General features: G+C 69.7%; 27 protein-coding genes and 1 riboswitch. Of the genes, 17 read left to right on the forward strand and 10 right to left on the reverse strand.

What is annotated here, in order from left to right:
* Positions 1 to 104: 104 nt before the first annotated feature.
* Positions 105 to 228, reverse strand: a riboswitch (cobalamin riboswitch).
* A gap of 229 nt (positions 229 to 457) precedes the next feature.
* On the forward strand, positions 458 to 2452 hold the full coding sequence (locus tag ACFQ4H_RS17675) for an acyl-CoA dehydrogenase family protein (protein WP_377572076.1): 1995 nt from the start codon (positions 458 to 460) through the stop codon (positions 2450 to 2452).
* A 129-nt stretch (positions 2453 to 2581) separates the two neighbouring features.
* On the forward strand, positions 2582 to 3313 hold the full coding sequence (locus tag ACFQ4H_RS17680; protein WP_377572077.1) for a DUF2510 domain-containing protein: 732 nt from the start codon (positions 2582 to 2584) through the stop codon (positions 3311 to 3313).
* 54 nt (positions 3314 to 3367) lie between these two features.
* On the opposite strand, the gene ACFQ4H_RS17685 is transcribed toward ACFQ4H_RS17680, so the two are convergent.
* Both ACFQ4H_RS17685 and ACFQ4H_RS17690 read right to left on the reverse strand, forming a co-directional pair.
* Entirely contained in the window at positions 3368 to 3976 is a 609-nt protein-coding gene (locus ACFQ4H_RS17685; RefSeq protein WP_377572078.1) for a hypothetical protein, read from the reverse strand.
* A 78-nt stretch (positions 3977 to 4054) separates the two neighbouring features.
* Positions 4055 to 4666, reverse strand: coding sequence for a CGNR zinc finger domain-containing protein (locus tag ACFQ4H_RS17690; protein WP_377572079.1), 612 nt, complete (start codon positions 4664 to 4666; stop codon positions 4055 to 4057).
* 84 nt (positions 4667 to 4750) lie between these two features.
* On the opposite strand from ACFQ4H_RS17690, the gene ACFQ4H_RS17695 reads away from it, so the two are divergent.
* The 5 genes from ACFQ4H_RS17695 to ACFQ4H_RS17715 all read left to right on the forward strand — a co-directional run bounded on the left by ACFQ4H_RS17695 (position 4751) and on the right by ACFQ4H_RS17715 (position 7849).
* Positions 4751 to 5338 carry a hypothetical protein gene (locus tag ACFQ4H_RS17695; protein WP_377572080.1) on the forward strand — a complete coding sequence of 196 codons (588 nt, stop codon included), beginning with the start codon at positions 4751 to 4753 and terminating at the stop codon, positions 5336 to 5338.
* Positions 5339 to 5424: 86 nt separating this feature from the next.
* Entirely contained in the window at positions 5425 to 6306 is an 882-nt protein-coding gene (locus tag ACFQ4H_RS17700; protein WP_377572081.1) for an AfsR/SARP family transcriptional regulator, read from the forward strand.
* Positions 6279 to 6590 (forward strand): hypothetical protein, encoded by a 312-nt coding sequence (locus tag ACFQ4H_RS17705; protein ID WP_377572082.1) that lies wholly within the window; start codon positions 6279 to 6281, stop codon positions 6588 to 6590. Before ACFQ4H_RS17700 ends, ACFQ4H_RS17705 begins: the two co-directional genes overlap by 28 nt.
* A gap of 33 nt (positions 6591 to 6623) precedes the next feature.
* Entirely contained in the window at positions 6624 to 6824 is a 201-nt protein-coding gene (locus ACFQ4H_RS17710; protein WP_377572083.1) for a hypothetical protein, read from the forward strand.
* The gene (locus ACFQ4H_RS17715; RefSeq protein ID WP_377572084.1) at positions 6821 to 7849 is read left to right on the forward strand and encodes a cupin-like domain-containing protein; all 1029 of its coding nucleotides are present in this window, start codon (positions 6821 to 6823) and stop codon (positions 7847 to 7849) included. The genes ACFQ4H_RS17710 and ACFQ4H_RS17715 overlap by 4 nt, the downstream gene beginning before the upstream one ends.
* A 52-nt stretch (positions 7850 to 7901) precedes the next feature.
* Here ACFQ4H_RS17715 and ACFQ4H_RS17720 read toward each other — a convergent pair whose 3' ends face one another.
* Positions 7902 to 8087 (reverse strand): hypothetical protein, encoded by a 186-nt coding sequence (locus ACFQ4H_RS17720; protein WP_377572085.1) that lies wholly within the window; start codon positions 8085 to 8087, stop codon positions 7902 to 7904.
* Between the two features lie 136 nt (positions 8088 to 8223).
* Here ACFQ4H_RS17720 and ACFQ4H_RS17725 point away from each other — a divergent pair, with 136 nt between their 5' ends.
* Complete coding sequence (locus ACFQ4H_RS17725) at positions 8224 to 9168, forward strand: phosphotransferase family protein (protein ID WP_377572086.1); 945 nt, start codon at positions 8224 to 8226, stop codon at positions 9166 to 9168.
* 37 nt (positions 9169 to 9205) lie between these two features.
* Here the strand turns inward: ACFQ4H_RS17725 and ACFQ4H_RS17730 are convergent, their stop codons facing one another.
* The 6 genes from ACFQ4H_RS17730 to ACFQ4H_RS17755 all read right to left on the reverse strand — a co-directional run bounded on the left by ACFQ4H_RS17730 (position 9206) and on the right by ACFQ4H_RS17755 (position 12985).
* Positions 9206 to 9607, reverse strand: a complete 402-nt coding sequence (locus ACFQ4H_RS17730; RefSeq protein ID WP_377572087.1) for a Fur family transcriptional regulator — start codon at positions 9605 to 9607, stop codon at positions 9206 to 9208.
* Positions 9604 to 9906, reverse strand: a complete 303-nt coding sequence (locus tag ACFQ4H_RS17735) for an ArsR/SmtB family transcription factor (protein WP_377572088.1) — start codon at positions 9904 to 9906, stop codon at positions 9604 to 9606. Before ACFQ4H_RS17735 ends, ACFQ4H_RS17730 begins: the two co-directional genes overlap by 4 nt.
* A gap of 48 nt (positions 9907 to 9954) precedes the next feature.
* Positions 9955 to 10827 carry a metal ABC transporter permease gene (locus ACFQ4H_RS17740; protein ID WP_377572089.1) on the reverse strand — a complete coding sequence of 291 codons (873 nt, stop codon included), beginning with the start codon at positions 10825 to 10827 and terminating at the stop codon, positions 9955 to 9957.
* A 1-nt stretch (position 10828) separates the two neighbouring features.
* Entirely contained in the window at positions 10829 to 11617 is a 789-nt protein-coding gene (locus ACFQ4H_RS17745) for a metal ABC transporter ATP-binding protein (RefSeq protein ID WP_377572090.1), read from the reverse strand.
* On the reverse strand, positions 11614 to 12546 hold the full coding sequence (locus tag ACFQ4H_RS17750; protein WP_377572104.1) for a metal ABC transporter substrate-binding protein: 933 nt from the start codon (positions 12544 to 12546) through the stop codon (positions 11614 to 11616). The genes ACFQ4H_RS17745 and ACFQ4H_RS17750 overlap by 4 nt, the downstream gene beginning before the upstream one ends.
* Positions 12547 to 12727: 181 nt before the next feature.
* The gene (locus ACFQ4H_RS17755; RefSeq protein ID WP_377572091.1) at positions 12728 to 12985 is read right to left on the reverse strand and encodes a hypothetical protein; all 258 of its coding nucleotides are present in this window, start codon (positions 12983 to 12985) and stop codon (positions 12728 to 12730) included.
* A 27-nt stretch (positions 12986 to 13012) separates the two neighbouring features.
* Between ACFQ4H_RS17755 and ACFQ4H_RS17760 the strand changes: the two genes are divergently transcribed.
* The 7 genes from ACFQ4H_RS17760 to dusB all read left to right on the forward strand — a co-directional run bounded on the left by ACFQ4H_RS17760 (position 13013) and on the right by dusB (position 19746).
* Positions 13013 to 13354, forward strand: a complete 342-nt coding sequence (locus ACFQ4H_RS17760; protein WP_377572092.1) for an antibiotic biosynthesis monooxygenase family protein — start codon at positions 13013 to 13015, stop codon at positions 13352 to 13354.
* A 161-nt stretch (positions 13355 to 13515) separates the two neighbouring features.
* Positions 13516 to 14037, forward strand: coding sequence for an Rv0361 family membrane protein (locus ACFQ4H_RS17765; protein ID WP_377572105.1), 522 nt, complete (start codon positions 13516 to 13518; stop codon positions 14035 to 14037).
* Positions 14038 to 14176: 139 nt separating this feature from the next.
* The gene (locus ACFQ4H_RS17770; protein WP_377572093.1) at positions 14177 to 15556 is read left to right on the forward strand and encodes a glycine--tRNA ligase; all 1380 of its coding nucleotides are present in this window, start codon (positions 14177 to 14179) and stop codon (positions 15554 to 15556) included.
* A 162-nt stretch (positions 15557 to 15718) separates the two neighbouring features.
* On the forward strand, positions 15719 to 16630 hold the full coding sequence (locus ACFQ4H_RS17775) for a hypothetical protein (protein WP_377572094.1): 912 nt from the start codon (positions 15719 to 15721) through the stop codon (positions 16628 to 16630).
* Between the two features lie 42 nt (positions 16631 to 16672).
* The gene (locus ACFQ4H_RS17780) at positions 16673 to 17587 is read left to right on the forward strand and encodes a hypothetical protein (protein ID WP_377572095.1); all 915 of its coding nucleotides are present in this window, start codon (positions 16673 to 16675) and stop codon (positions 17585 to 17587) included.
* A complete protein-coding gene (locus tag ACFQ4H_RS17785) occupies positions 17584 to 18426 on the forward strand; it encodes a hypothetical protein (protein ID WP_377572096.1) in 843 nt (280 codons plus the stop codon). Before ACFQ4H_RS17780 ends, ACFQ4H_RS17785 begins: the two co-directional genes overlap by 4 nt.
* Positions 18427 to 18576: 150 nt before the next feature.
* On the forward strand, positions 18577 to 19746 hold the full coding sequence (gene dusB, locus ACFQ4H_RS17790; RefSeq protein WP_377572097.1) for a tRNA dihydrouridine synthase DusB: 1170 nt from the start codon (positions 18577 to 18579) through the stop codon (positions 19744 to 19746).
* 41 nt (positions 19747 to 19787) lie between these two features.
* On the opposite strand, the gene ACFQ4H_RS17795 is transcribed toward dusB, so the two are convergent.
* Positions 19788 to 21569 carry a beta-N-acetylhexosaminidase gene (locus ACFQ4H_RS17795; protein WP_377572098.1) on the reverse strand — a complete coding sequence of 594 codons (1782 nt, stop codon included), beginning with the start codon at positions 21567 to 21569 and terminating at the stop codon, positions 19788 to 19790.
* Between the two features lie 291 nt (positions 21570 to 21860).
* Here ACFQ4H_RS17795 and ppdK point away from each other — a divergent pair, with 291 nt between their 5' ends.
* Together ppdK and ACFQ4H_RS17805 are read left to right on the forward strand one after the other, a co-directional pair.
* Positions 21861 to 24593: a pyruvate, phosphate dikinase gene (gene ppdK, locus ACFQ4H_RS17800; RefSeq protein WP_377572099.1), complete on the forward strand. Its 2733-nt coding sequence runs from the start codon at positions 21861 to 21863 to the stop codon at positions 24591 to 24593.
* A gap of 220 nt (positions 24594 to 24813) precedes the next feature.
* The gene (locus tag ACFQ4H_RS17805) at positions 24814 to 25167 is read left to right on the forward strand and encodes a VOC family protein (protein ID WP_377572100.1); all 354 of its coding nucleotides are present in this window, start codon (positions 24814 to 24816) and stop codon (positions 25165 to 25167) included.
* The last annotated feature ends 745 nt before the right edge of the window (positions 25168 to 25912 follow it).

Genomic DNA, 25912 nt, shown 5'->3' on the forward strand with positions numbered 1-25912 from the left:
CAGGAGCGCCTTTCCGGCCCGACGGGGGTGTCGAAACCGGACCGGCAGCGCCCTACCGGCGTGCACGGGTCTGGACTCCGACCCGTGGGCCACGACGGGTGGTGTGGAGATCACGTATCTGCCTGGGTATTCGGGCTCGTCGTCGAGAGGACACTCGACGACCTACCGTTGCGGGCCAGCGCCGGACTTCGACCGGACTTCCCCCATACGCAGGTACGTCTATTCAGTTCTGGCAGTCAGTCTTGCCACGGCGACGGTGGCTGTCAATGACGGGTGACCGTGACGGTTCTCCCACCGGCACCCCGATTCGCCCGCCCGGAACCGGGGACGGTTCGAGTTGGACCGGGCGAGGGGAGCGCCGCCGGCCGATTAGCGAAGGCTACCGCTGGGTAACAGTCCGGAGTAGCGTTGTCACCATCAGCGCTGGTATAGCCGTACCCGGGTCTAGGGGGTAGCCGTGACCACGACGCAGAACGACCGACCCACAACGGATGGCCCGGATGGCGCCGGGCCGTTGCCCGCAGAGGCCGGACAGGTTTCGGAGAAGGAGGCCCGGCAGGTTGCCGAGGCCGCCCGCGAGGCCGAGTGGGGTAAGCCGAGCTTCGGCAAGGAGCTGTTTCTCGGCCGGTTCCGGCTCGATCTGATCGACCCCTGGCCACGGGCTGATCCCGCGAAGAGCGCCAAGGCCACGGAATTCCTGGCCCGACTGGACGCGTACGTCCGCTCCGAGGTGGACGGGGAGCGGATCGAGCGGGAGGCGTCGATTCCGGACGACGTGTTCCACGGTCTCGCCCGGCTCGGCGCGTTCGGCATGAAGATCGACGAGAGGTACGGCGGACTCGGGCTGTCCAATCTGGACTACTGCCGGGCGTTGATGGTCGCTGGCTCGGTCAGCCCGGCCATCGGCGCGCTGCTGTCGGCCCACCAGTCGATCGGGGTGCCGCAACCACTGAAGATGTTCGGCACCGACGAGCAGAAGCAGCGCTTCCTGCCCAGGTTGGCCGCTGGTGAGGTCTCCGCCTTCCTGCTCACCGAGCCGGACGTCGGCTCCGATCCGGCCCGGCTGGCCACCACCGCCGAGCCGACCGAGGACGGTAGCGGTTACCGGCTCAACGGGGTCAAACTGTGGGCCACCAACGGCACCGTGGCCACCCTGCTCGTGGTGATGGCCCGGGTGCCGGCCAGGCCGGCGGGTCCGGACGGTCCGGCCCGGCGGGGTGGCATCACCGCCTTCGTGGTCGAGGGCGACTCGGACGGGATCACCGTCGAACGACGCAACTCGTTCCTCGGCCTGCGTGGCCTGGAGAACAGCGTGACCAGGTTCCACGACGTGGTCGTGCCGAAGGAGAACGTGATCGGTGGCGAGGGGAAGGGCCTGAAGATCGCCCTGACCACCCTGAACACCGGCCGGCTGTCGTTGCCGGCGATGTGCGTTGGCGCCGGCAAGTGGTCGTTGAACGTGGCCCGGGAGTGGGCGGCCGACCGGGTGCAGTGGGGTCGCCCGGTCGGTGAACACGAGGCGGTCGCCACGAAACTCTCGTTCATCGCCGCCACCACGTACGGCATGGAGGCCATGCTCGACCTGTGCTGCCTGCTGGCCGACGACGACCGTAACGACATCCGGATCGAGGCGGCCCTGGTCAAGCTCTACGCCAGCGAGATGGCCTGGAAGATCGCCGACGAGCTGGTCCAGATCCGGGGTGGCCGTGGCTACGAGACCGCCGATTCGCTGGCCGCGCGGGGCGAGCGCGCCGCCTCGGTCGAACAGTTGCTGCGCGACCTGCGGATCAACCGGATCTTCGAGGGCTCCACCGAGATCATGCACCTGCTGATCGCCCGGGAGGCGGTCGACGCCCACCTGTCGGTGGCCGGCGACATCATCGACCCGGACGCCGACCTCGGCCGCAAGGCGCGGGCCGGCGCGAAGGCCAGCGCCTTCTACGCGAAGTGGCTACCGACACTGGCCGTCGGTCGCGGCCAGAACCCCGTGTCGTACGGCGAGTTCGGGCCGTTGGCCGGGCACCTGCGCTACGTCGAGCGGGCCTCCCGCAGGCTGGCCCGGTCGACGTTCTACGCGATGTCCCGCTGGCAGGGAAAGATGGAGCGCAAGCAGGGCTTCCTCGGCCGGATCGTGGACATCGGCGCGGAACTGTTCGCGATGTCGGCGGTCTGCGTACGGGCCAGGGCCGAGCGGGACAGCCGTCCCGAGGGCCTGGAGCTGGCCGACCTGTTCTGTCGGCAGGCCCGGCTGCGGGCGGAGGCCCTCTTCACCGCCCTGTGGGACAACGCGGACTCGGTCGACGTGGCGGCGGCCAAGCGGATCCTCGACGGCCGTTACGCCTTCCTTGAGGAGGGGGTCGTCACCCCGACCGCCGACCGGCCCTGGGTGGCGTCCTGGCAACCCGGCCCGGCCACCACCCCGGACGTACGCCGTCGCATCCCGCCTGCCTGAGGGGCGGGCAGGTTTCCGGACTCGGATCGGCGGCAGTATCGACCCGTCGATGCTTCAGGGCATCCGGGTGGGGCGATGCGGGACTACCCTGAGTCGACGTGCCGCCTACAACAGAACGGGGAGGCCGGCATGCGGGCAGGCTGGTTCCCGGACCCGACGGGTCGCTACCCGCTGCGGTGGCACGACGGCATCCAGTGGACCCCGCAGGCCATGGACGGGTGGCAGCGCCCGGTGGTCGATCCGCTGCCGCCACCAGCCGGTCGACAGCTGTCCTCCCCGGCCGGGCCGGCCCAGCCACCGTATGTGCCAAGGGTTCCCGCCCAGCCAGCGTCTGTGCCGGTCCGACCGCCGTCTGTGCCGGTCCGACCGCCGTCTGTGCCGGTCCAACCGCAGGCGCTGCCGATCTGGCGGTATGCCTTCATCGGCGTCGCTGCCGTGCTGATGATGCTCGGGTTGGTACTGCTGCCGTGGGTGGAAGTCTGGGACGGCAACGATTGGCGGGGAACCAGCTATCCCAGGGTCGCCGTGGCCGTGAGCAGGTACGGCGGGGAAGACCTCAATCTTTGGCAACAGTTGTACAACCATGGGTTGGCCGTGGGGATGGCGGTGGCGGCGCTGCTCGGGACCGTCGCCACGGTCGTTCTGGCCACGCGCGGCCCGGGTCCGGTGCCCGATTGGTGTTTGATTCCGCTTCTGCTGGTCTTCGTCTTCTTCGTCGCCAGCTTCCTGGGCTGGCCCAGCGCGTCAGCCGGGGCCGGGGTACGGGTTGGCTGGGCTCCCTACCTGGTCTCGTTCGCCTTCCTCCTGCTGGGCATCGCGATTCCGGTCGAGCAGGAAGCGCGACGTGATGGCCGGCGGTGAGTTGCCGGTCAGGGCTGGGCCGGTGGGCAACGCTGAGAGCGGAGTGGGCGGCGATCACCGACGCGCGGAGCGTAGTCCGAGGCCGCGCAACTCCAGGGCAGCCAGCGCATCGACCACCGACTCGTCGTCGCGTCGCCACGCCTGTGCCACGTCCGGATCGATCCGGGTCAGCTTGCGCAGCGGCTGGTTGGCCAGTGCCCGCAGGGCCAGCAGGTCCCGACCGGCCGCCGTCGAGCGTAGGGCCGAGGCGGCGGTGGCCCGACGTATCCACCGGATCCGTAGGGGCAACCAGCCGAAGAGGACCAGACCCAGCGGTAGCACCAGCGCGGTCAGGGCCAGCACGAGGGCGAGGTCGCTGATCAGGTCCTGCTGGTCCTGACCGGCCTCGGCGACGGCACGGGCCGCAGCGGCGGCCTCGTTGAACGGTGTGGTCAGCTCGTCGCCGACCACCGGCACCCGGCGTACCTTGCCACCGGCCTCGGCCAGGTTCTCGGCGAGGCCACTGCCGGCTCCCTCGAGTTTCTGGCCGGGTACGGCAAGCTTCTCGACCAGGTCGTGCAGCCACATCGCGCCCCGGATCGAGGCGTACACCCAGGCGGCGACGAGCAGGTCGGTGAGGAGTTGACGGGCGGCGGACGAGGAACGGTCAGCGTAAATCTTCACATTGGACAGCGTGTCACGAGGCGCGGATGTCGGCAGTACGGCGGCACGGGGCACCGCAGGCATCCACCGTTGGCCGGATCAGCCGCTTCTGTGGCGGCTGGCGTAGGCCCGTACCTTGGCCCGGTTTCCGCACCCGGCCATGCTGCACCAGCGCCGTCGGCCGCGCCGGTCGAGGAAGAGCCAGCCGCAGTCGTCGCCGGGACAGGCGCGTACCCAGTTGCGGTCCGGGGTGCTGAGCAGGTCGGCGGCGGCTCGGGCGCTGGCCAGCAGCGGCAGGCTCAGGCCGATGTGATCGGGCAGTGTCCACCGGGCGACCCCGTCGGGACCGGCGACCAGTACGGCAGCGGCGGCGGCCCGCTGCGCCTGCGCGGCGACGTGTCCGAACGCGGCGTCGTCGTCGGGGGCGAGCAGGACATCGTGCAGTGCGGTACGGAGCAGCCGGGTCGCCACGAGTACGTCCTCGGCCTCGTCCGGGCAGCGTCGGCCCTGTTCCCGCAGCCGTTGAACGGTTGCCGGTGGCAGGAGTTGTACGTGGCCGGTCCAGACCGCCAGCCGGTCGAAGTTCCGTAGCCACTCGCGTTCCGGGCTGTGCGGCTGGTCCCAGCCAGCCCAGGTGTTGCAGAGCTCCAGCGCGCGATGCCCGCTGAGCAGGACGGGCATCGGATAGCCCTCGACCTCCACCCAGTGCATCCAGACAGTGTGCCTTGACTGGGCGACATTAACCAGTAGTCTGCCAAACACCGGTTAATCAATTTTTATTGGTTAGGGGATGTCATGCGTCTGCGCAAGCTCGTCGGTCGGCTCCTGATCGGAACGATGGCCGTGACCACGGCCCTGACCGCTACCGGCGTTCCGGCGGCGGCCGGTAACCCGTACACCCCGACCGGGGTGAACGATCGAACAGCGCACGGCGGCTACCCGGAGCCCTGGCGTCCGTCCATCCAGGAGGACTGGCTCGGACCGGCCGGCCGGTACTGCACGTTCCCGCTCCAGGTGCGCATCGTCTCCCAGGACGTCCGGGTCCGAGTGCTGGCCCGGCACACCAACGGGACCGTCCAACTGGAGGAGTACGCCGGTCCGCTGACCGTGGACTTCGTCAACGCCGACACCGGTCAGGCGGTACGCCGCGACGCGGGCGGTTCCGGACTGTTGGAGTACCGCCCGGACGGCACCTGGCTGCGCTACACCATCGTCGGGCCGGCGGGATTCGGCTTCCGGCCGGAGGACCCGTATGCGCGCGGCTACTACATACTCGACGGCCTGCACGTCATCTCGATCGATCCGTCCGGCGTCCGTGACCTGACCCTGGCGGTTGGCGAACAGGACAACGTCTGCGTCGCACTCGGCGACCAGGCAGTCTGACCAGGATGGACAGCGGCTCACAGCCGAGCCCGGACGGCCGGATCCGAGATGGCCGGGTGCGTGGCCACGGATGGCGGTGAGAAGGCGTGACCGGGGTCGAACTGTCCGTGCTCGGGCCGCTGACGGCATGGCGCGGCAGCGTGGGGGTGGCGCTCGGCGGTCGTCGACAACGCATGGTGTTGGCCACGCTCCTGGTGGCCCGGGGACGGATGCTGCCAGCCGAGCGGTTGCAGGACCTGGTGTGGAGCGACAGCCCGCAGCCTGCCGGTCGGTCGACGCTGCACGGTTACGTCGCCGGGCTGCGTCGGGCACTCGAACCGGATCGGCCGCCGCGCTCGTCGGGCGGCGTGCTGCTCCGGGAGGGCCCGGGGTACGCGATCCGGATACCGGCCGGGCGGATCGACGCGGAGCGGTTCACCACGCTGGTCGAACGCGGGACGGCCCTGCTGGGCCGGGGCCAGCCCGGCCCGGCCGTCGCCGCCCTGACCGAGGCGCTGGGTCTGTGGCGTGGCCCGGCGTACGCGGATCTGGCGGAGGCCTCGTTCGCGCTGCCGGAGATCGCCCGTCTCGACGGGGTACGGACCACCGGCGCGGAGTTGCGGCTGACCGCGTTGCTGGACCTGGGACGGCACGCCGAGGTGCTCGGCGAGTTGGAAGCGTTCGTGCTCGAACATCCGCTGCGTGAGCGTGGCTGGGAGCTGCTGGCGATCGCGCTGTACCGGGGCGGCCGGCAGGGGGACGCGTTGACCGTGGTCCGTCGCGCGCGGGCCCGGCTGGCCCGGGACCTCGGTATCGACCCGGGTGCCGGGTTGCGTCGGCTGGAAGCGGCGATCCTGGCGCAGGACGTCTCCCTGAGCCTGCCGACCGGCAGCGGTGGCCGACCTGCCCCTGCCGGTCTCCTCGTTCGTCGGTCGCCGCCACGAGCTTGCCGTGATCCAGGATGCCCTTTTCGACCAGCCGGTTGGTGACCCTCAACGGCCCGGGTGGGGCCGGCAAGTCCCGCCTGGCGGTCGAACTCGCCCGGCGACGTCGGGAACCCGTCGGACCCTGGCTGGTGGAACTGGCGGCGGCGCAGTGCAGCGCGCTCTCGCCCGGTGAGCGGGCGGCGGTCGCGCAACGCCACCGGCGCTGGCTGCGGGCGGTTGCCGAGGTCGGGGACCATCGCCAGTCGGAGCTGAGGCTTCTGAACGGGCCACTTTGTGGCAGGCGGTCATGGATCCCAGTGGATTCCCAGCGGCGTACGGCACCGTAGGCCGTACAGCCGTCCACTGTGAGGGGAGACGTCATGCGGGCTCTTCGGCCGATGACCGGGACCGAACCGGAGTTCGAGGTCAACGTCAAGAACAACTATGTCGACTGCGTGGATCTGCCGAACGCGCGTACCCGTCAACTGCTTCCCCCACCCGCCCCGAGCGTCGGCGGCGGTGGGCACAGCGAGTCGTTCGGGACCGGCCGGGGCCAGTACGGGTCGCCGGAGTCCCGGTGACTGATCCGAGCACCGAACTGCCCGGGCTCGCCCCTCGGTGGCGGGCCTGGGCGGCGGAGAACCTGGCCCTCGGTGCGCCCGTGGGGCAGGTACGGGAGGCGTTGCTGGCGGCGGGGTTGCCCGCCCCGGCGGTCGACGACGAACTGGCGGGCGTGTCGGAGCACCCGTACTTCCAGGCGTGCCTGCGCCTGGCCCGCGAGTACGCCTGGCTGGAGTCGCTGCTGGACTTCTACAGCGATCTCCGATCGACCGACCTGGCCGGTGGGCTCGACCGTCGTACCGACCTCTCCGCGACCGAGTTCTTCGACCGGTACTACTTCGCCAACCGCCCGGTGATCCTGGCCGGGGCGGTCGACGACTGGCCGGCCCGACAGCAGTGGTCGCTGGCGAGCCTGCGCGAGCGGCTGGGCGACGTCGAGGTCGAGGTGATGACCGGCCGGGACAGCAACCCGGAGCACGGCTGGCAGCACGACGCACACCGTACGCGGATGTCGTTCGCCGACTATCTGACGATGGTCGAGACTGGCGGCGAGACCAACGACCACTACATGGTGGCCCGCAACGAGAACTGGCGCAACGGGCTCCGACCGTTGGCCCGGGACGTCAGGCCGGTGCCCGGAATCATCGATCCGGACCTGCTGCCCGAGATGGTGACCCTGCTGCTGGGCCCGGCCGGCACCGTCACCGGGCTGCACCAGGACAACATGAACATCCTGCTGTGTCAGGTGATGGGGCGTAAGCACGTTCGACTCGTGCCGTCGTACCAGCGGCAACGGGTGTATCCCCGGGGCGGCACGTTCAGCCACGTCGACGCCGCACGGCCGGACCTCGACCAGTACCCGTCGTACGCGCAGGCCGACGTGCTGGAGGGGGTGCTGGAGCCGGGGGACGCGTTGCTGGTGCCCGCCGGCTGGTGGCACTGGGTACGGGCGCTGGACGTCAGTGCCACCGTGAGTCTCCACCACTTCCGGGTGCCCTCGGGTAACCACTACCTGCATCCGCCGCTGGTACGTACCGACGGCTGACGCCGGAGTTGCTGACGGCGGGGGCACCGGGTTGGGTGCCCCCGCCTGCCGACTAGCCCTTGTCCCGCTCCGGTGGGGGATCCGGAATCTCGTCCGTGGTCAGGCCGGGCTCGGGGTCCGGCGGTGGGTCACGTACGTCGGCGCTGTACCGGACCGTCGGTAGGTCGTCGGAGTGCGCCGCCGTCCACATTGGCAGGACGGTGGCGGCCAGCAGGGTGGCGACCAGTAGTTTCCGCATGTGTCACCTCCTCTCCTCCTCGCCGGGCAGGCACCCGGCGGGGTGTCCGGGAACAGCATCGGTGAGCCGGCTGGGATCCCGCTGGGACCCCGGTCCCGGAAGGCGGCCGGCCCGGGGAAGTGCAAGAATGTGGTCGATGGTGGATGCATTCGGTGTGCGGATCGGTTGGCGTGATCTGCCCGATCAGGTGCGATCAGCGATCGAGGACATCATCGGCGAGCCCGTGGTGCAGGCCGTCTCCCAGCCCGGTGGCTTCTCACCCGGCACGGCGGACCGGGTACGTACCGCCAGCGGCCGTCGGGCCTTCGTCAAGGCGGTGGGCCGGGCACTGAACGAACGCAGTCCCCAACTGCACCGCACCGAGGTACGGGTGACCGCCGCCCTGCCCCCCGAAGCACCGGCGGCCCGGCTTCTGGGCAGCTACGACGACGGTGACTGGGTGGCCCTGGTGCTTGAGGACATCGACGGCCGCCACCCGCGTACCCCGTGGACGGCCGACGAACTGTCGGCCGTCCTCGCCGTGTTACGGGAACTCGCCGGGAAGCTCACCCCGGCCCCGTTGACCGACCTGCCGACCGCCGCCGAGGTCCTCGGCTGGGACTTCGAGGGGTGGCACCGGATCCGCCTCGACCCGCCGGACGACCTGCCCGAGCGGGCCCGGGAGCGGCTCGACGACCTGTGCGCACTGGCGACGCGGGCGGTGCCGGCCCTGGCCGGTGACACACTCGCGCACATCGACGTACGTGCGGACAACCTCCTGGTCACCGCCGACGGCAGGGTCAAGCTGGTGGACTGGCCGTGGGCTGCGCTCGGCCCGGCCTGGCTGGACACCCTGATCCTGCTGATCAACGTGCAGCTCTTCGGTGGGCATCCCACCGATCGTCTGCTTGTCGAGCAGACGGCGTACACCGGGGTCGATCCCGCCGACCTGACCGCCGTACTGGCGGGTTTCGCGGGCTTCTTCTTCGACGCTGCCCGGCAGCCGCCGCCACCGGGCCTGCCCACGGTCCGGGCCTTCCAGCGGGCCCAGGCGGAAGCCGTACTGCCGTGGCTGCTGGAGCGTCTCGACGCCCGGTCCTGACCACCGGTGCCGGCACCGGGCAGCCGGTGGTGGTTCGTCAGTCCGCGCAGGCGGGGCAGGTGCCGAAGATCTCCAGGGTGTGGCTGACGTCGACGAATCCGTGCTGGGCGGCGACCCGGTCCGCCCAGGTCTCGACCGCCGGCCCTTCGACCTCGACGGTACGGCCACAGGCCCGGCACACCAGATGGTGGTGGTGTCCCTCGCTGCACCGACGGTAGAGGTGTTCACCGCCGGGTGGTCGCATCACGTCGATCTCGCCGGCGTCGGCCAGCCCCTGCAACGTGCGGTAGACGGTGGTCAACCCGACCCGCTCGCCCCGGTTCCGCAGCATCGCGTGCAACTCCTGGGCGCTGTGGAAGCCCTCCACCTCGCGGAGCAGCGCGCTGACGGCGCTGCGCTGCCGGGTGTTGCGTACGGCGGTGGTGCCCTCTTCAGTCATGAACTGGCCTCCCCGGCGTGGCTGACCGCGTCCGCCACGATGTGTGCGATGTGCTCGTCCACCAGGGCGTAGGCGATCTCCCGTCCGCGTCGTGACCCGTGCACCACGCCGGCACCGCGCAACACCCGCAGGTGCTGGGAGACGAGCGGCTGTGGCGCGCCGAGCTTCTCCACCAACTCGTGCACACACCGCTCACCCTGGGCGAGCTCGGTGACGATGGCGACCCGGATCGGGGCGGACAGGGCGCGGAGCAGCTCCCCGGCCCCCTCGTATGCCTCGTATCGGTTGCTGCTCGTCATGCTGCAACGGTAACCAATTCCACGCCGGCACGATCCACAGGCCCGGACTCAGTGCTTGAGCACCACATCAGGTGGTTCCAGTTCGGTGGCCGGTACGGGCAGGGCCCGCCGTCGTAGTGTGCGCCACGTGGCCGTGCCGATGGCGACCAGCAGGAACATCGTGATCGCCAGCACCACGATGGTGGCTCCCGGGGCGGTGTCCAGGGTGCCGGCCAGCCAGACCCCGGAACCGGCTGCCACCAGCCCCAGCCCCATCGCCAGGGCCATGGTGCCGACGAAGCCCCGGGTCACCTGTTGCGCGGTGGCGACCGGCACCACCATCAGGGCGCTGATCAGCAGCAGCCCGACCGCCCGCATGGCGATGGTCACGGTCACCGCGGTGGTTACCGCCAGCAGCAGGTTCAGTGCCCGTACCGGCAGGCCGGAGACCCGGGCGTACTCCTCGTCGTGGCAGATCGCGAACAGCGCCGGGCGTAGCGCGATCATGGCGATCAGCACCACCACGCCGAGGATCGCGATGGTCACCAGGTCGGTGCGGGACGTGGTGGTCAGCGCGCCGAACAGGTACGACATCAGGGCCGCGTTGCTGCGGTTGCTGGAGAGCCCGACGAGCACCACGCCGCCGGCGATACCGCCGTAGAAGAGGATGGCCAGCGCCATGTCCCCGGAGGTACGACCGCGTTCGCGGATCAGTTCGATGGCGACCGCGCCGATGGCTGCGACGATCACCGCGGCGATCACCGGTGAGCGGTTGAGGAGCAGTCCGACCCCGACACCGGTGAGGGCGACGTGCCCGACGCCGTCGCCGATCAGGGACAGCCGGCGCTGCACCAGGTAGATGCCCAGTGCCGGCGCGGCCAATCCGATGACGAGCGCGCCGACCAGCGCGCGGAGCATGAATTCGTACTGGAAGAGGCCCATCTCAACTCCACATCCCGGTCGGTTCGTCCGGTCCGTGCGGATGGACGTGATCATGGTCGGGGTCCGCGTGATGGCCGACCGGCTCCGGCACCGGGCCGTCGTGCGCGATCCGCCCTTCGTGTACGACCACCGCGCGGCTGATCAGCGGCGCCAGCGGGCCGAGTTCGTGGGCGACGAGCAGCACCGTGCCGCCCTTGGCGATGAACCCGCGTAGGGCATCGGCGAACGCGGCCTGGCTGGCGGCGTCGACGCCGGCGGTCGGCTCGTCGAGGACGAGTAGCTCGGGTCGCCCGGCCAGTGCCCGGGCGATCAGCGTCCGTTGCTGTTGCCCACCGGAGAGGGTGGTGACCGGATGCGCGGCGCGGTCGGCCAGCCCGACCTGCTCCAACGCCTCGGCCACCGCCGCCCGGTCGGCCGCGCCGGCCGGCCGCAGTATTCCCCGGCGGGCCAACCGGCCGGAGGCGACCACCTCGGCAACCGTCGCCGGTACGCCACTGCCAGCGCCGATGCGTTGCGGGACGTATCCGATGCGCCACCACTTCCGGAACCGGCGCAGCGGGGTGCCGAACAGGTCGATCGACCCGCTGTTCAGCGGTACGAGGCCGAGGATGCTGCGGATGAGGGTGGACTTGCCCGAGCCGTTGGCCCCGAGTACGGCGACCACCTCGCCGGGGGCCACGGTGAAGGAGACGTCCCGTAGCACCGGGCGGTTGTCGTAGGCCACCTGGGCGTGCGTGACCGACACGACGGTGGCCGGGGTGGGCTCGGCCTGTTTTCTGTTCTCTTTCATGAGCAGTTCAGTGCCTTCCGGAGAGCGGCGAGGTTGGTCCGCATCGCCGAGAAGTAGTTGCCGCCGTCCTCGACGGTCTCGATCGGGTTGAGCACCGTCGTGGTCGCGCCGACCTCGCGGGCGATCGTGTCGGCGACCTTCGAGCTGACCGTGGTCTCGAAGAAGATGGTGGTGGCACCGTGTTTACGGGCCTCCTCGGCGACCTCGATGAGCCGCTGTGGGGAGGGCTCGTCCTCCGGGGTCAGCCCGGAAACGCCGAGTTGCTCCAGGTCGTACCGTGCGGCGAGGTAACCGAACGCGGTGTGGCTGACCACGATCTCCCGGCGCTGGCAGGTCTTCAGCCCTGCCTCGTACTCCTTGTCCAGGGCCTCCAGTTCCGTACGCAGCGTCTGGGCCCGCGCGGCGTAGTCGGCGGCCCGGTCCGGGTCGATCGTGCCGAGTCGTTCGGCCAGCCGGTCCCCGATGGTGGCCAGCCGGGCGGGGTCCAGCCAGACGTGCGGGTCCTTGCCGCCGGTTTTCTCCTCCCCGTGGCCGTGTTCCTCGCCTTCCTCGTGCGTGTGACCGCCGTCGCTGGCGTCGAGGAGTGGCTGGACGGTGGCGACGTCGAACGCCCGGTCTCCGCCCTCCTGCTTGATGGCCTCGTCGACCGCCGGCTGGAAACCCTTGAGGTAGACGATCAGTTCGGCGTCGACGACCTGGCCGACCTGACCCGGGTTGAGTTCCAGGTCGTGCGGCTCGGCACCGGGTTTGGCCAGGCTGGTCACCCGTACGGCGTCGCCGCCGACCTGCTCGGTGACGAACTGCAGCGGGTAGAACCCGGCGACCGCGTCGACCCGGTCCGGGTCCCTACCGGCGGAGTCGGCGCAGGCCGTGGCGCTGGCCAGGGCCAGCAGCGCTGCGGCGGTGGCCAGGCCACGCCTGCGGAGCATGGACCGGTCGTGTGGGCTCCGACGTGCGGACGAGGTACGGGCGGCGGGGTGGATCATCATGGCATCAACTCTCCGCGCCAATGATAATGATTGTCAAAAACGCATGTTTGCATTACAGGAAAGGCCGATTCCGGTCGCTTCCTGTGGAAGAAGGGCCTTCCCCGCGCCCCCGAAGCCCGGGTTAGAAGATCTTCACCAGCGCGGCGGTGATCAACAGGACCAGCATCAGCAGGCGTACGACCCGGGTCGCCGGCGGCTGCACCGGCCAGGTCCTCACCAGCAGGGCGACCAACCCGAGCGCGAGGGCCAGGAGCATCGCGCCACCGACGATCCCCGGTGCGAAGAGGGCGACCAGCACGAAGGCCAGCGTGGCGAGGAACACTGCGGTTGGGTTCACCCGGGCGAGGCGGGCCAGCATGGTGCTCTGCGTACGCTGCATCCCACAGACTCTACGAGGAGGACAGTGGTGCTCGTCACGAACAGGTTCGTGGTCGAAGAAGATGTCGCCGCGAACTTCACGCAACGGGCGCACGCCGCGCTGGCCGCCCTCGCGGCCCGACCTGGCTACCAGCGAGGCCAGCTGCTACGTGCACTCGACGACCCGCGCCACTGGTGCCTGGTGACCGAATGGGAGTCCGTCGGCACCTACCGTCGGGCGCTGAGTGCCTTCGATGTCAAGGTCCACTCCATCCCGTTGCTGGCCGAATCCCTCGACGAGCCGTCCGCGTACGAGCCGTTGGCCAGCGCCGAGCCGAACGGCGAGGTCGTCGCCGCTGTCAGCGACCGGGCCGCCGAGCCCTGGCGGTGATCCCCGGTCGCTGCCCGGTCGGTGGATAGCCGGCGCGGACCAGCCGGTGCCCCGGCTCGTTCCCAGGGGCGAGCCGGGGAAGCACTACCCTTGCCAACATGACCGTTTCCGGACCGCCCGGCCCGTCATCGTCGTACCCGATGCCTCCCGGCTCGGGTGACATGCCCGGCGCGGCACCGGCTGGCTCTCCGTCGGCGCCAGCTGGTTCTCCCGCACCGCCGCCGGGCCCGGGCGTCGCGCCGCCCTTCGCCGCGCCGCCGACCGAGGGACGCACCAGGCGGATGTGGCTCGGTCTCGGAGCAGCCGCCCTCGCTGTCGTGCTCTGCTGCGGTGGCGGTGGCGTGGCGCTGGTCGGGCTCATGATCTCCGGTAGCCAGGCGCTCGACGAGCAGGCCCGTACCGTGGTCGGCGACTACTTCGAGGCGGTGAAGACCAGGCGGTACGGCAAGGCGTACAACCTGCTCTGCGACAACGTCCAACGGCGCGAGTCGCCGCGCGAGTTCCAGCGCCGGATCTCCGCCGAGCCGGAGATCACCTCCTACACGGTGCGTGAGACGGTGCTCGGCAACGAGGTGACCGTGCCGGTCGACGTGACCTACACCGGTGGGGTCCGGGACAACCTTCGGGTCACCATGGTGCAGGACAGCAAGACCGGAACCTTCGAGGTGTGCGGGGTCAGTTGACGGCGTCCGAGCTGGGCAGGGGTAATCTCCTGGGCTTGGGCCGTGGGTGGCCGTACCGTTGGTTCCCTCGGTTCCCTATGTCCCTGCACCTGCCACATCATGTCCCCGCCGACCGCCAGTCGGCGTAGGAGGAGAAACCATGCCAGCCGACCGTATCGACGCCGTTGTCAGCCTCGCGAAGCGTCGCGGCTTCGTCTTTCCGTCCAGCGAGATCTACGGGGGCACCCGGTCGGCCTGGGACTACGGTCCGCTCGGCGTCGAGCTGAAGGAGAACGTCCGCCGCCAGTGGTGGAAGACCATGGTCCAGCAGCGGGACGACGTCGTCGGTCTGGACTCGGCCGTCATCCTGGCCCGCGACGTCTGGGCAGCCTCGGGTCACCTCGACGCGTTCGTCGACCCGCTGACCGAGTGCCAGTCCTGCCACAAGCGCTACCGGGCCGACCACCTGGAAGAGGCGTTCGAGGCCAAGCACGGCCGGCTGCCCACCAGCCTGGCGGAGATCAACTGTGCCAACTGCGGTGCCAAGGGTTCCTTCACCGAGCCGAAGATGTTCAACGGCCTGATGAAGACCTACCTGGGCCCGGTGGAGAGCGAGGAGGGGCTGCACTACCTGCGCCCGGAAACCGCCCAGGGCATCTTCGTCAACTACAACAACGTCGCCACCGCCGCGCGGAAGAAGCCGCCGTTCGGCATCGCCCAGACCGGCAAGTCGTTCCGTAACGAGATCACCCCGGGCAACTTCATCTTCCGGACCCGCGAGTTCGAGCAGATGGAGATGGAGTTCTTCGTCGAGCCGGGCTCCGACGAGCAGTGGCACGAGTACTGGCTCCAGGAGCGCTGGAACTGGTACATCGACCTCGGCCTGAGCGAGTCGAACCTGCGCTTCTACGAGCACCCGCAGGAGAAGCTGTCGCACTACTCGAAGCGCACCGTCGACATCGAGTACAGGTTCATGTTCGGTGGCACCGAGTTCTCCGAGCTGGAGGGCATCGCCAACCGGACCGACTTCGACCTCTCCACGCACAGCAAGCACTCCGGCGTCGACCTGTCCTACTTCGACCAGGAGAAGGGCGAGCGCTGGGTGCCGTACGTGATCGAGCCGGCCGCCGGCCTGACCCGGGCCGTACTGGCCTTCATGCTGGAGGCGTACGACGAGGACGAGGCGCCGAACACCAAGGGCGGGGTCGACAAGCGTACGGTGATGCGTTTCGACCCCCGGCTGGCCCCGGTCAAGGTGGCCGTGTTGCCGTTGTCCCGCAACGAGGCGCTCTCGCCGAAGGCGAAGGACCTGGCGGCCCGGTTGCGTCGGCGCTGGGTGGTCGAGTTCGACGACTCGCAGGCGATCGGCCGCCGCTACCGTCGCCAGGACGAGATCGGTACGCCGTTCTGCGTGACGGTCGACTTCGACACGCTCGACGATGACGCGGTCACCGTGCGGGACCGGGACACCATGACCCAGGAACGCATTCCGCTGGACCGGGTGGAGAACTACCTGATCGAGCGGCTCCCCGGCTGCTGACCTGCCGTAGCGGGTGCCCGGATTGGAACGTGTCGGGTGCCTCCGGAAGCTTCCGGAGGCACCCGACACGTTTTCTGCGCCTATCCACCTTTCGGATGATCCCCAGCGATTTGATCTTCATGCGAATATTTCCCCCGTTGAATCTCACTACGGGGAGTGTTCATGTCACACGCGCGAGATGATCGGAGCCTGAGTCGTCGGGGACTGCTGCGCCGGGGAGCGACGGTTGCCGCCGCCACCGCCGGTGCGACCGTCGTCGGTGCGACGGCTCTGCCGAGTGCCGCTCAGGCCGCCCCCGGCGACGACATGTTGATGGGCACGACCAATACCGCACAACCCCAGTCCACGTCGCTGACCTCGACCTCCGGTGAGGCGACCCTGGTGCTGGCCAATTCCGAAGGGGCGCCCCTGCGGTTGGTGCCCACCCCCCTCAGCGCGCTGAGTCCGGCGCTGCGCCAGCAGCCGGCCGGAGCCGTCGCGATCGACGAGGTGGGCGACATCTGCGTCCGGGGTGGAGACCCCGGGCAGGAGTTCAACAGTTGGGCCTGGACCACCCAGTGGGCGACCACCTCGGTGGCTGTTCCGCCCACCCGCGTGATCGACACCCGGGACCCGGCGCAGCGGGCGAACATCGTCAGCGGCATCGGGAACCTGGACGCGACCGGCCGGATCAAGGGCGGTACGTCGATCGTGGTCAGCCTTGACGCGTACGTCAAGGATGGTCTGGCGATGAAGGGCAACGTGACCGTCGTCGGCACGACGAGCGCCGGCTACGTCACGGTCTGGGGCAGTGGTGCCCGGCCGGTGTCCTCGACGCTGAACTGGTGGGGGGCGAACCAGATCCTGTCCAACTTCGTCTTCACCGCCTTCGGCCAACTCGGCACCGCCCGCAGCGTCGTCGCGATCTATGCCCACACCCCGACCCAGGTCATCCTGGACCTGACCAGCCTGGTGGTGCGCCACCCTGCTCAGGTCCGGATCGGTGCGGCGGCGAAGGCGGCGGCGCAACTTCCGGCGGCGCAACTCCCGGCGGCCACGCCGAAGCGCGGCGATCTCGGTGCCCCGCAGATCTAGAACCGACCTCATGCCAAACCCTTACGCACGGGGGAAACGATCATGACTTCATCCGAAACCGAGAACGTGGTGCCCCGACGCGGTGTGTTGCGGACCGCCGCCACCGCGACGGGGGCAGCGGTGGCCGCCACCGTCGCCGTGACGGCGGCCACCGCCGCGCCGGCCTCCGCCAGCAACGGAGATCCGGTCAAGCTGGGACAGGAGAACGCCGGAACGGGTAGGACGACCCTGCGCAGCGCCGCACCCGGCGGGGCCAGCACCCTGGAAGTGGCCAACCCCGACGGGGTGCACCTGAGGCTGCAACCGGGCGGCAACACCAGCACCGTGCCCGGCGCCTTCCTCCCGACCTTCGGCGGCTTCTCCATCGTCGGTACCGACCCGGGGACCGGCGCGGTGCAGCAGCGTCATGCGTTCACCGCGCAGAACGCGACCATGCCGGTGCCGGTTCCGCCCACCCGGGTCCTGGACACCCGTACCGCTGCCGGCCGGAGCCGTCTCCTCGCCGGGCAGGACGAGATCGATTCGTCGGGCCGGGCGATCGCCAACGCCTTCCTGGTGGTGCACCTGGGCGGCATCGTCGAATACGGTGACGGACTACTGGGCAACATCACCGTCGCGAACACCGCCGGTGCCGGCTTCGCCACCGTCTGGGGACGGGGCGAGACCCCGACGTCCTCCACCATCAACTGGTGGGCGGCTGGTCAACTGCTCTCCAACGGGTACATGACCCAGATCGGTCCCTGGGACGAAACCTACCCGGACGTGGTGGCCATCTACGTGAAGTCCCCGACCGTGGTGATCCTCGATGTGACGGCGCTGCTGGTCTACGTCCCCGAGCAGAGCCTGATCGGGTCGACGGCGCTCCGCTCGGCGAGCGCAGGTGCGCGGCAGCAGCGTCTGGAGCAGGTGCGCAACAACCTGCCGGCCAGCCGGACGAACTCGAGGCCGCAGCGATGAGCGCGGGTGAGACCGAGGGGAAGGACAACATGACGACCGAAGAGACGGCGACCCCCAGTCGGCGGCGGTTGCTCCGTACCGGGATTGCCGCCGGCGCCGGCATGGGTATCGGTGTCACCGCCCTCGCCAGCCCGGCCAGTGCGGATGCCGACCCGGTCCGGGTCGGGCAGGACAACGACGCCGGGGCGGCGGGCACCAGCCTCACCGGTGGTTCGGGGACGGTGCCCGCGTTGACGGTGGCGAACGGGAACAGCGCTCCGGCGCTGGTGCTGACCCCGACCCCGGCGGACAAGGTGCCCGACGCTGCGCCACCCGGGACCATGACGGTCACCCCCGAGGGTGACCTGGTGCTCGGCGGGGTCAACGAGATGGCCCTGGTCAACCTGAGTGGGTGGGCCAACCAGACCCTGGCGATCGCACCGCAGCGGATCCTCGACAGCCGTGAGGTTCCGCGCTCGTCGCGCTACGACACGCACATCGCCGGTGGCCGCGAGAACATCGACGCCAACGGCCGGCTGCGGGCCGGGACGACCATCCACCTGACGGTCCGCCACGTCGACCGGGCGGCCGAATTCCGCGCGGTGGCCGCGTACGTCAACCTGACCGTGGTCAACACGATCTCGGCCGGCTTCCTCAGCGCGCACAGCTCGTCGGTTCCCCGTTCGTCGGCGTCGTCGCTCAACTGGTGGGACGCGGGGCAGATCCTGTCGAACCTGGTGGAGGTGCAGCTCGGGGCGCACAACGGCAACGGGTTCTCGTTCGCCATCTATGCGAAGTCGGCCACCTCACTGGTGGTGGACGTCTCCGGACTGGTGCTGGCCGACCCGTTCGGGATCTGATCAGACTACCTGGATCGCCGTTCCGGTGCGGTTGCCGGAACGGCGATCTGCCGTATGTGCGGCTGTTCGGCCGTAACGCCGGTCACCCTGGCGTCGTCCAGGACCGGGCGGGGTGGGGGCTACTGCGGCCGGCATGGAATCCTCGAAGGCGTGACCAGGAACGCCATCGCCGGGAGTGGAACCGTCCCGCCATCCGTACGCCCGCTGACGCTCGGGCAGCACCAGGTGTGGCCTCCGGTCGTGCTGGCCCCGATGGCGGGGATCACGAATGTCGCGTTCCGCCGGCTCTGTCGGGAACAGGGCGGTGGTCTCTACGTCTGCGAGATGGTCACCACCCGGGCACTGGTCGAGCGGAACCCGAAGACCCTGCGCATGATCGCTTTCGGGACCGACGAGCGCCCGCGCAGCCTCCAGCTCTACGGGACCGATCCGGAGGTCACCGCAGCGGCGGTACGGATGGTGGTCGAGGAGGACCTCGCCGACCACATCGACCTCAACTTCGGCTGCCCGGTGCCGAAGGTCACCCGTAAGGGCGGGGGGTCGGCGTTGCCCTGGCGGCGTCGGCTGTTCGCCCGCATCGTGCGGGGTGCGGTCGCGGCGGCGGCTTCCGCCGGAGTGCCGGTCACGGTCAAGATGCGTAAGGGCATCGACGACGATCACCTGACCTACGTCGAGGCCGGGTTGGCTGCCCAGGATGCCGGGGTCGCGGCGGTCGCCCTGCACGGCCGTACGGCGGCACAACGCTATTCGGGCACCGCCGACTGGGACGCGATCGGCACCCTGAAACAGGCGCTGGACGTGCCGGTGCTGGGCAACGGGGACATCTGGGAGGCCGACGACGCGCTGCGGATGGTGGCGCACACCGGTGCGGACGGAGTCGTGGTGGGCCGGGGCTGTCTGGGCCGGCCGTGGCTCTTCGCCGATCTTGCAGCAGCCTTCGACGGGCGGTCGTACCGGCGGTTGCCGACGCTCGGCGAGGTGGCGACGACCATGCGCCGGCACGCGGAACTGCTCACCGACTGGCTCGGCACCGAGCGCGACGGATGTACGGACTTCCGCAAGCACGTCGCGTGGTACCTGAAGGGTTTCCCGGTCGGCAGTGAGCTGCGCCGCGCCCTGGCGATGGTGAACAGCCTGGCCGAGTTGGACGACCTGCTCGGAAAGCTCGACCCGACGGAGCCGTTCCCGGTCAGCACGCTCGGTCAGCCGCGCGGGCGGACGAACTCGCCGGGGAAGGTGTTCCTGCCGGACGGCTGGTTGGCCGACCGGGACAGCGAGGCTGTCCCGGCCGGCGCGGAGCTGGACGATTCCGGCGGCTGACCATGGGGTTGCCGTCCCGGCAGCCGACCCGGGGTGGCCGGTCAGGCGCGGTCGAGGGAACCGCCGTCCGGCGTGGTCACCTCCGGGGTGGCCGGGCCGATCACCCGGGTAGGTGACCCGGCCGGCAGGCCGGCCGGCGCTGCGGCACCGCTGTCGGTCGCGTCCGGTGTCGGTGCCGGTGCCTCGGGCTGCGGGGCGGTCCCGGGCCAGGGCACCTCGGGTGAACGGTGGAAGGCGATGCCCGCGATCGTCCATCGCGGACCCTGGGCAGCCAGCCGGTCCCGGAAACCGGCCCAGTCGTGGGCCGTGGCCGGGGACCAACCGAGTTCGGCAACGGCGGGCAGCCGGGGGAACGCCATGACCTCGATGTCGCTGGCCGACTTGATGGTCTCGGTCCACAGCGGTGCCTCGACCCCGAGTACGGCGTCAGCCGGCACGTCGTCCAGATAGGCACCCGGGTTCCAGTCGTACGCCGTCCGGACCGGGATCAGGCCGGCCCAGTCCTGCCCGAGCGGGGTGTCGCTGGTGTACTTCATGTCCAGGTAGGTCCGGTTGCCGGGGGAGAGGATCAGTCGGGCTCCCTGGCGTACCGCCTCGGTCACGACCGGGTCGGCGGTGGCCGTACCCCAGTACTGGATGATCCGGCCCGGCACGTGCGCGGCCGGTGCGAGCTGGTGCCAGCCCACGACCGTCTTGCCGGTGGCCGCGACGATCGACTGCGTACGGTCCATGAAGGCGACGTAGTCGGCGGCGGCCAGCTTGAACGCCTCGTCCCCGCCGATGTGCAGGTACGGACCCGGGGACAACTCGGCCAGCTCGCGGAGTACGTCGGTGACGAAGTCGTACGTCAGCTCGCGGTTCACGGCGACGGTGCTGAACCCGACCTCGGTGTCGGTGTACGGCGTGGGCGTGACACCGTCCGGGGCGAGCGTGTCGTACGCGGTCAGCGCGGCGTTGGTGTGCCCGGGTAGGTCGATCTCCGGGACGATCGTGACGTGTCGGCTGGCCGCGTAGTCGACGATCTCGCGGTACTGCTCCCTGGTGTAGTAGCCGCCGGGGCCGTTGCCGACCTCGGTGGCCCCGCCGACGGTGGCCAGCCGAGGCCAGGAGTCGATGGCGATCCGCCAGCCCTGGTCGTCGGTCAGGTGCAGGTGCAGGTGATTGATCTTGTAGCGGGCGATCTGGTCGATGTAGCGACGTACGTCGGCCACCGGGAAGAAGTGCCGGGCCACGTCGAGCATTGCACCCCGGTAGGTGAACCTGGGGTGGTCGACGATGCTGCCGCCGGGCACGATCCACGGCGCGGCCAGTGTGGTGCGGCTCTCGATGGCGGCCGGCAGGAGTTGTCGCAGCGTCTGTACGCCGTGGAAGAGCCCGGCCCCGGTCCGGGCGCGGATGACGACCCGGTCGGCCGTCACGTCGAGCCGGTAGCCCTCCGGGTGGTCGGTGAGCCCTGTGACGGTGTCGGCGAGTTCCGTGACGGTGTCGGTGATCAGCAGTGAGATTCCGCCCGCCGGGGTGTCCGGGCCCGCCTCGCTGACCGGCAGCGGGTAGCCGGTGGCCGGGCGAAGCAGGTCGGCCAGGTATTCCCCGACGGCGGTGGCGGACGGCTCCGGGGTGGTCGTGACGACGGCGTCGGCGGTCAACGCGTAGGTCACCCCGGGGGTCGGCCGGACGTCGACCGGGACCGGTACGACGTCGCCGAGAGCGGGCGCGTCCGGGGCCCACGGGCTGGGCGGGGCGAGGCGGTCCAGGGCGTCGCGGCCGGTGACCGTTTCGAGGTGTTCGGCGGCGGGCTGTGGGCGAGGGGTGGGGATTGGCACGGAGCTTCCTCCGGGGAGCCAGGGGGCGGGATGATTGGGGAATATCCACAGAAAATGCGCATACCACGGTACGTTCGATCGTGCGGCACTGTCAACAAAAAGGCTGGTGGCTATGCGTGATCCTGCGCGTGGAAGCGTTCCCAGAAACTGCCCCGAGCGCGCATAGTGGTGACGACTGTGCCTATTGTCACCGAATCTGCTTGACCACTGGTACGAAAGTCTGCGCCGGGGTACGAAGAGACCGCTTTTAACCTTCGTTTGGGTTCGGTCGGACGCGTTGGGAGGCTTCCGGTGGCATCGCAGGAGTTGGCGGAACACAAGTACGTGTACGACTTTGCCGAGGGCAACAAAGAACTTAAGGACCTGCTTGGTGGCAAAGGCGCCAACCTGGCAGAAATGACCAACCTCGGTCTTCCGGTACCCCCGGGCTTCACCATTACCACCGAAGCCTGCAAGGCTTACCTTTCCACCGGCGAGGAGCCGGCCGGGCTGGCCGAACAGATCGACTCCCATCTAACCGCATTGGAGGCGGCGATGGGCAGGCGGTTGGGGGATCCGCTCGATCCACTGTTGGTCTCCGTACGTTCCGGAGCCAAGTTCTCGATGCCCGGCATGATGGAGACCGTTCTCAACGTCGGGCTCAACGACGAGAGCGTGGAGGGGCTGGCCCGGCAGGCCAGTGGGGCTGCTGCCGGCGGTTCGGCCGGCTCCGACCGCTTCGCCTGGGACTCGTACCGCCGTCTGATCCAGATGTTCGGCAAGACGGTCTGTGACGTGCCGGGCGAGGAGTTCGAACACGCGCTGGACGGCATCAAGCGGGCCAAGGGCACCAGCAACGACCTGGACCTCGACGCGGACGACCTGCGTAGCCTGGTCGAGGCGTACAAGAAGATCTTCAACAAGCACACCGGGCGGGACTTCCCGCAGAACCCCCGCGAGCAGCTCGACCTGGCCATCCGGGCGGTCTTCGACTCGTGGAACGCCGAGCGCGCCGTGCTCTACCGTCGCCAGGAGCGGATCCCCGCCGACCTCGGCACCGCGGTCAACATCTGCAGCATGGTCTTCGGCAACCTCGGCCCGGACTCCGGCACCGGGGTTGCCTTCACCCGGGACCCGGCCAGCGGGGCGCAGGGCATCTACGGCGACTACCTGGCCAACGCCCAGGGCGAGGACGTGGTGGCCGGCATCCGCAACACCGTCCCGTTGCAGGAACTGGAGAAGCTCGACAAGCGGTCGTACGACGAACTGCTCGGGATCATGGCCCGGCTGGAGGAGCACTACCTCGACCTGTGTGACATCGAGTTCACCATCGAGCGGGGCAAGCTGTGGATGCTCCAGACCCGGGTCGGCAAGCGTACGGCCGCCGCCGCGTTCGTCATCGCCGGTCAGCTCGTCGACGAGGGCCTGATCGACCTCGACGAGGCCCTGCACCGGGTCAACGGCGCCCAACTCGCCCAGCTGATGTTCCCGCGTTTCCAGCTCGACCACGAGTTCCAGCCGGTGGCCAAGGGCATCGGCGCGTCCCCCGGCGCGGCGGTCGGGAAGGTCGTCTTCACCTCTGCCCGCGCGGTCGAGGTGGCAGCCGAAGGCGAGCAGGTGATCCTGGTCCGCCGGGAGACCAACCCGGACGACCTAAACGGCATGATCGCCGCGCAGGGGATCCTCACCTCCCGGGGCGGGAAGACCAGCCACGCCGCCGTGGTGGCCCGGGGCATGGGCAAGACCTGTGTCTCCGGTGCCGACGAGCTGGACATCGACGTCCCGCAGCGGATGTTCACCGTAGCGGGGCAGACCGTCCGGGAGGGTGACGTCGTCTCCATCGACGGCACCACGGGCAAGGTCTACCTCGGCGAGGTGCCGGTGATGCCCTCGGAGGTGGTCCAGTACTTCGAGGGGAACCTCGACCCGGCCGAGACCGACGACGCGCTGGTCAAGGCCGTACACCGGATCATGACGCATGCGGACGCGCGGCGGCGGCTGGCGGTCCGGACGAACGCCGACACCGGTACGGACGCCGCCCGGGCCCGTCGGTTCGGCGCGGAGGGCATCGGCCTGTGTCGGACCGAGCACATGTTCCTCGGTGACCGGCGCGAGATGGTGGAGCGGCTGATCCTGGCCCGGACCGAGCAGGAGCGGGAAGAGGCACTGGCTGCACTGCTGCCGCTACAGCGGGCCGACTTCGTGGAGATCTTCCGGGAGATGGACGGCCTCCCGGTCACCGTACGGCTGATCGACCCGCCGTTGCACGAGTTCCTGCCGCCGCTGGAGCAGTTGGCGGTCAACGTGGCGGTTGCCCAGGAGCGCGGCGAGGACGTGGCCAAGGAGGAGGCCCTGCTGGCTGCGGTACGCCGGATGCACGAGCAGAACCCGATGCTGGGCCTGCGCGGCGTACGCCTCGGCCTGGTCATCCCCGGACTCTTCGCCATGCAGGTACGGGCGATCGTCGAGGCGGCCGTGGAGTGCGCCCGGCAGGGCGGGGTGCCGAAGCCGGAGATCATGGTGCCCCTGGTCGGCGCGGTGCAGGAGTTGGAGACCGTACGCGCCGAAGCCGAGAAGATCATCGCGGAGGTGACCCGGGACTGCGACGTCGAGGTGTTGATCGGCACGATGATCGAGGTGCCCCGGGCGGCGTTGACCGCCGGTCAGATCGCCGAGGCGGCACAGTTCTTCTCCTTCGGCACCAACGACCTGACCCAGATGGGCTGGGGCTTCTCACGGGACGACGTGGAGGGGGCGTTCTTCTGGCGCTACCTCGAACTGGGCATCTTCGGTATCTCGCCGTTCGAGTCGATCGACCGGGACGGCGTCGGGCGGCTGGTCCGGATCGCGGCCGAGGAGGGGCGGGCTGCCCGTCCCGGACTCAAGCTCGGCGTCTGCGGTGAGCATGGCGGTGACCCGGAGTCGGTGCACTTCTTCCACGAGGTCGGGCTGGACTACGTCTCCTGCTCGCCGTTCCGGGTTCCGGTGGCCCGGCTGGAGGCGGGCCGGGCGATGGTCGAGTCGACGGGTTCGGACAGCCGCTGACCTCTCCGGTCGGGGGCGGGCACCTTTCCGGTCGGGGGCGGGCAGCCTTGGCGTTTTGCCTGCCCCCGGCCGGAGTGCCTCGGTGCGGGCGGGAGCGCGTTCACGAGATTGGGTGATCTGCAACGTTTGTCGGGCCGGCTACCGGGTTACCCGGTGATCAGCCTCGGCGTAACCTATGCGTCACTCGAATTTCGTCGTCTCCTCGCCATGGAGGTATCGAATGGGCAGTCTGTGGGAGAGCCTGGTCATCGACGCCCAGGATCCCGCGCGTCTTGCGCGCTGGTGGGCCGAGGCGCTCGGCTACCAGATCACCTATGAGGGACCTGACGAGGTGGCGATCCGGCGATCCCCTGACGAGTTGCCCGGTCTCTTCTTCGTCCGGGCGTCGGAGGCCAAGGCGACGAAGAACCGCCTGCACATCGACCTGCGGCCGAGTGACCAGGAGGCCGAGATCGAGCGGCTGGTCAACATGGGCGCGCGGTACGTCGACGTGGGTCGGCGTGGCAACAGCGCCGGGGCCATGTTGGCCGATCCGGAGGGCAACGAGTTCTGCGTGCTGCGGGGGCGCGGGTAGTCGAGGGTAGTCGAGGGTCGGTTGTCGGGCCGGCGTCGCTACGAGGTCGCTACGAGGTCGCTCGGAGGCCGCTCGGAGGTCCAGAGCGGACCTTCTTCGGCCTCCATGAGGGACGGTGAGCACGGTGCCTGTCGAGCTGCCCCGTGTGTGCTCCCGCAATGTCCTACCCGATTGTGCGCAGGGCACAGGATGCAGTTTGGGGCTACTCGTCCGGCAACCGATCCGGCCGGGGGTTCAGGTTTCCGGTCGGCCCAATGTTGCGATGCGTGTGCCCCGTCTGTGCGCCCAGCTCGACAGTCGGAATGAATGTGTCCCGGAGAGGCTTACTCGTATCGACCAGCGACAATTGGACGGCGTTGCGGGAGAGGTTGCCGAAGGAAGTCGGCACAGGGGGCGGTGACTCTGCACCTTGGCTGTGGAGCCGATGTCGCAGACGACTCGGCTCGACAGTCGGGACCCCGGCGTGGACCAGCTGGCTGCGGTTGGTAACTGTCCACATTGGTCGTCCTGTGCTACTCGGCCGCAACAGGCCGGGAGCCTGGGCCAGGGGCGTCGGAACCCACCGACCCCGGTGAGCACGCGGTTGGGGCGCGCGATCACCGGGGTCAGCGTTCGTGGTGGTTCAGCGTTCGTGGTGGTTCAGCGTCGGGTCAGGAGATGTCGAGTGCGGTGTCGTCGACGACGAACGAGGTCTGTAGCGAGATGTCTTCGACGGCGGTGAACCTGAGGGTGATGGTCTGGCCGG

Origin of the sequence: Micromonospora sonneratiae (assembly GCF_042679305.1) — a bacterium.
Taxonomy (GTDB): Bacteria; Actinomycetota; Actinomycetes; order Mycobacteriales; family Micromonosporaceae; genus Micromonospora_H; species Micromonospora_H sonneratiae.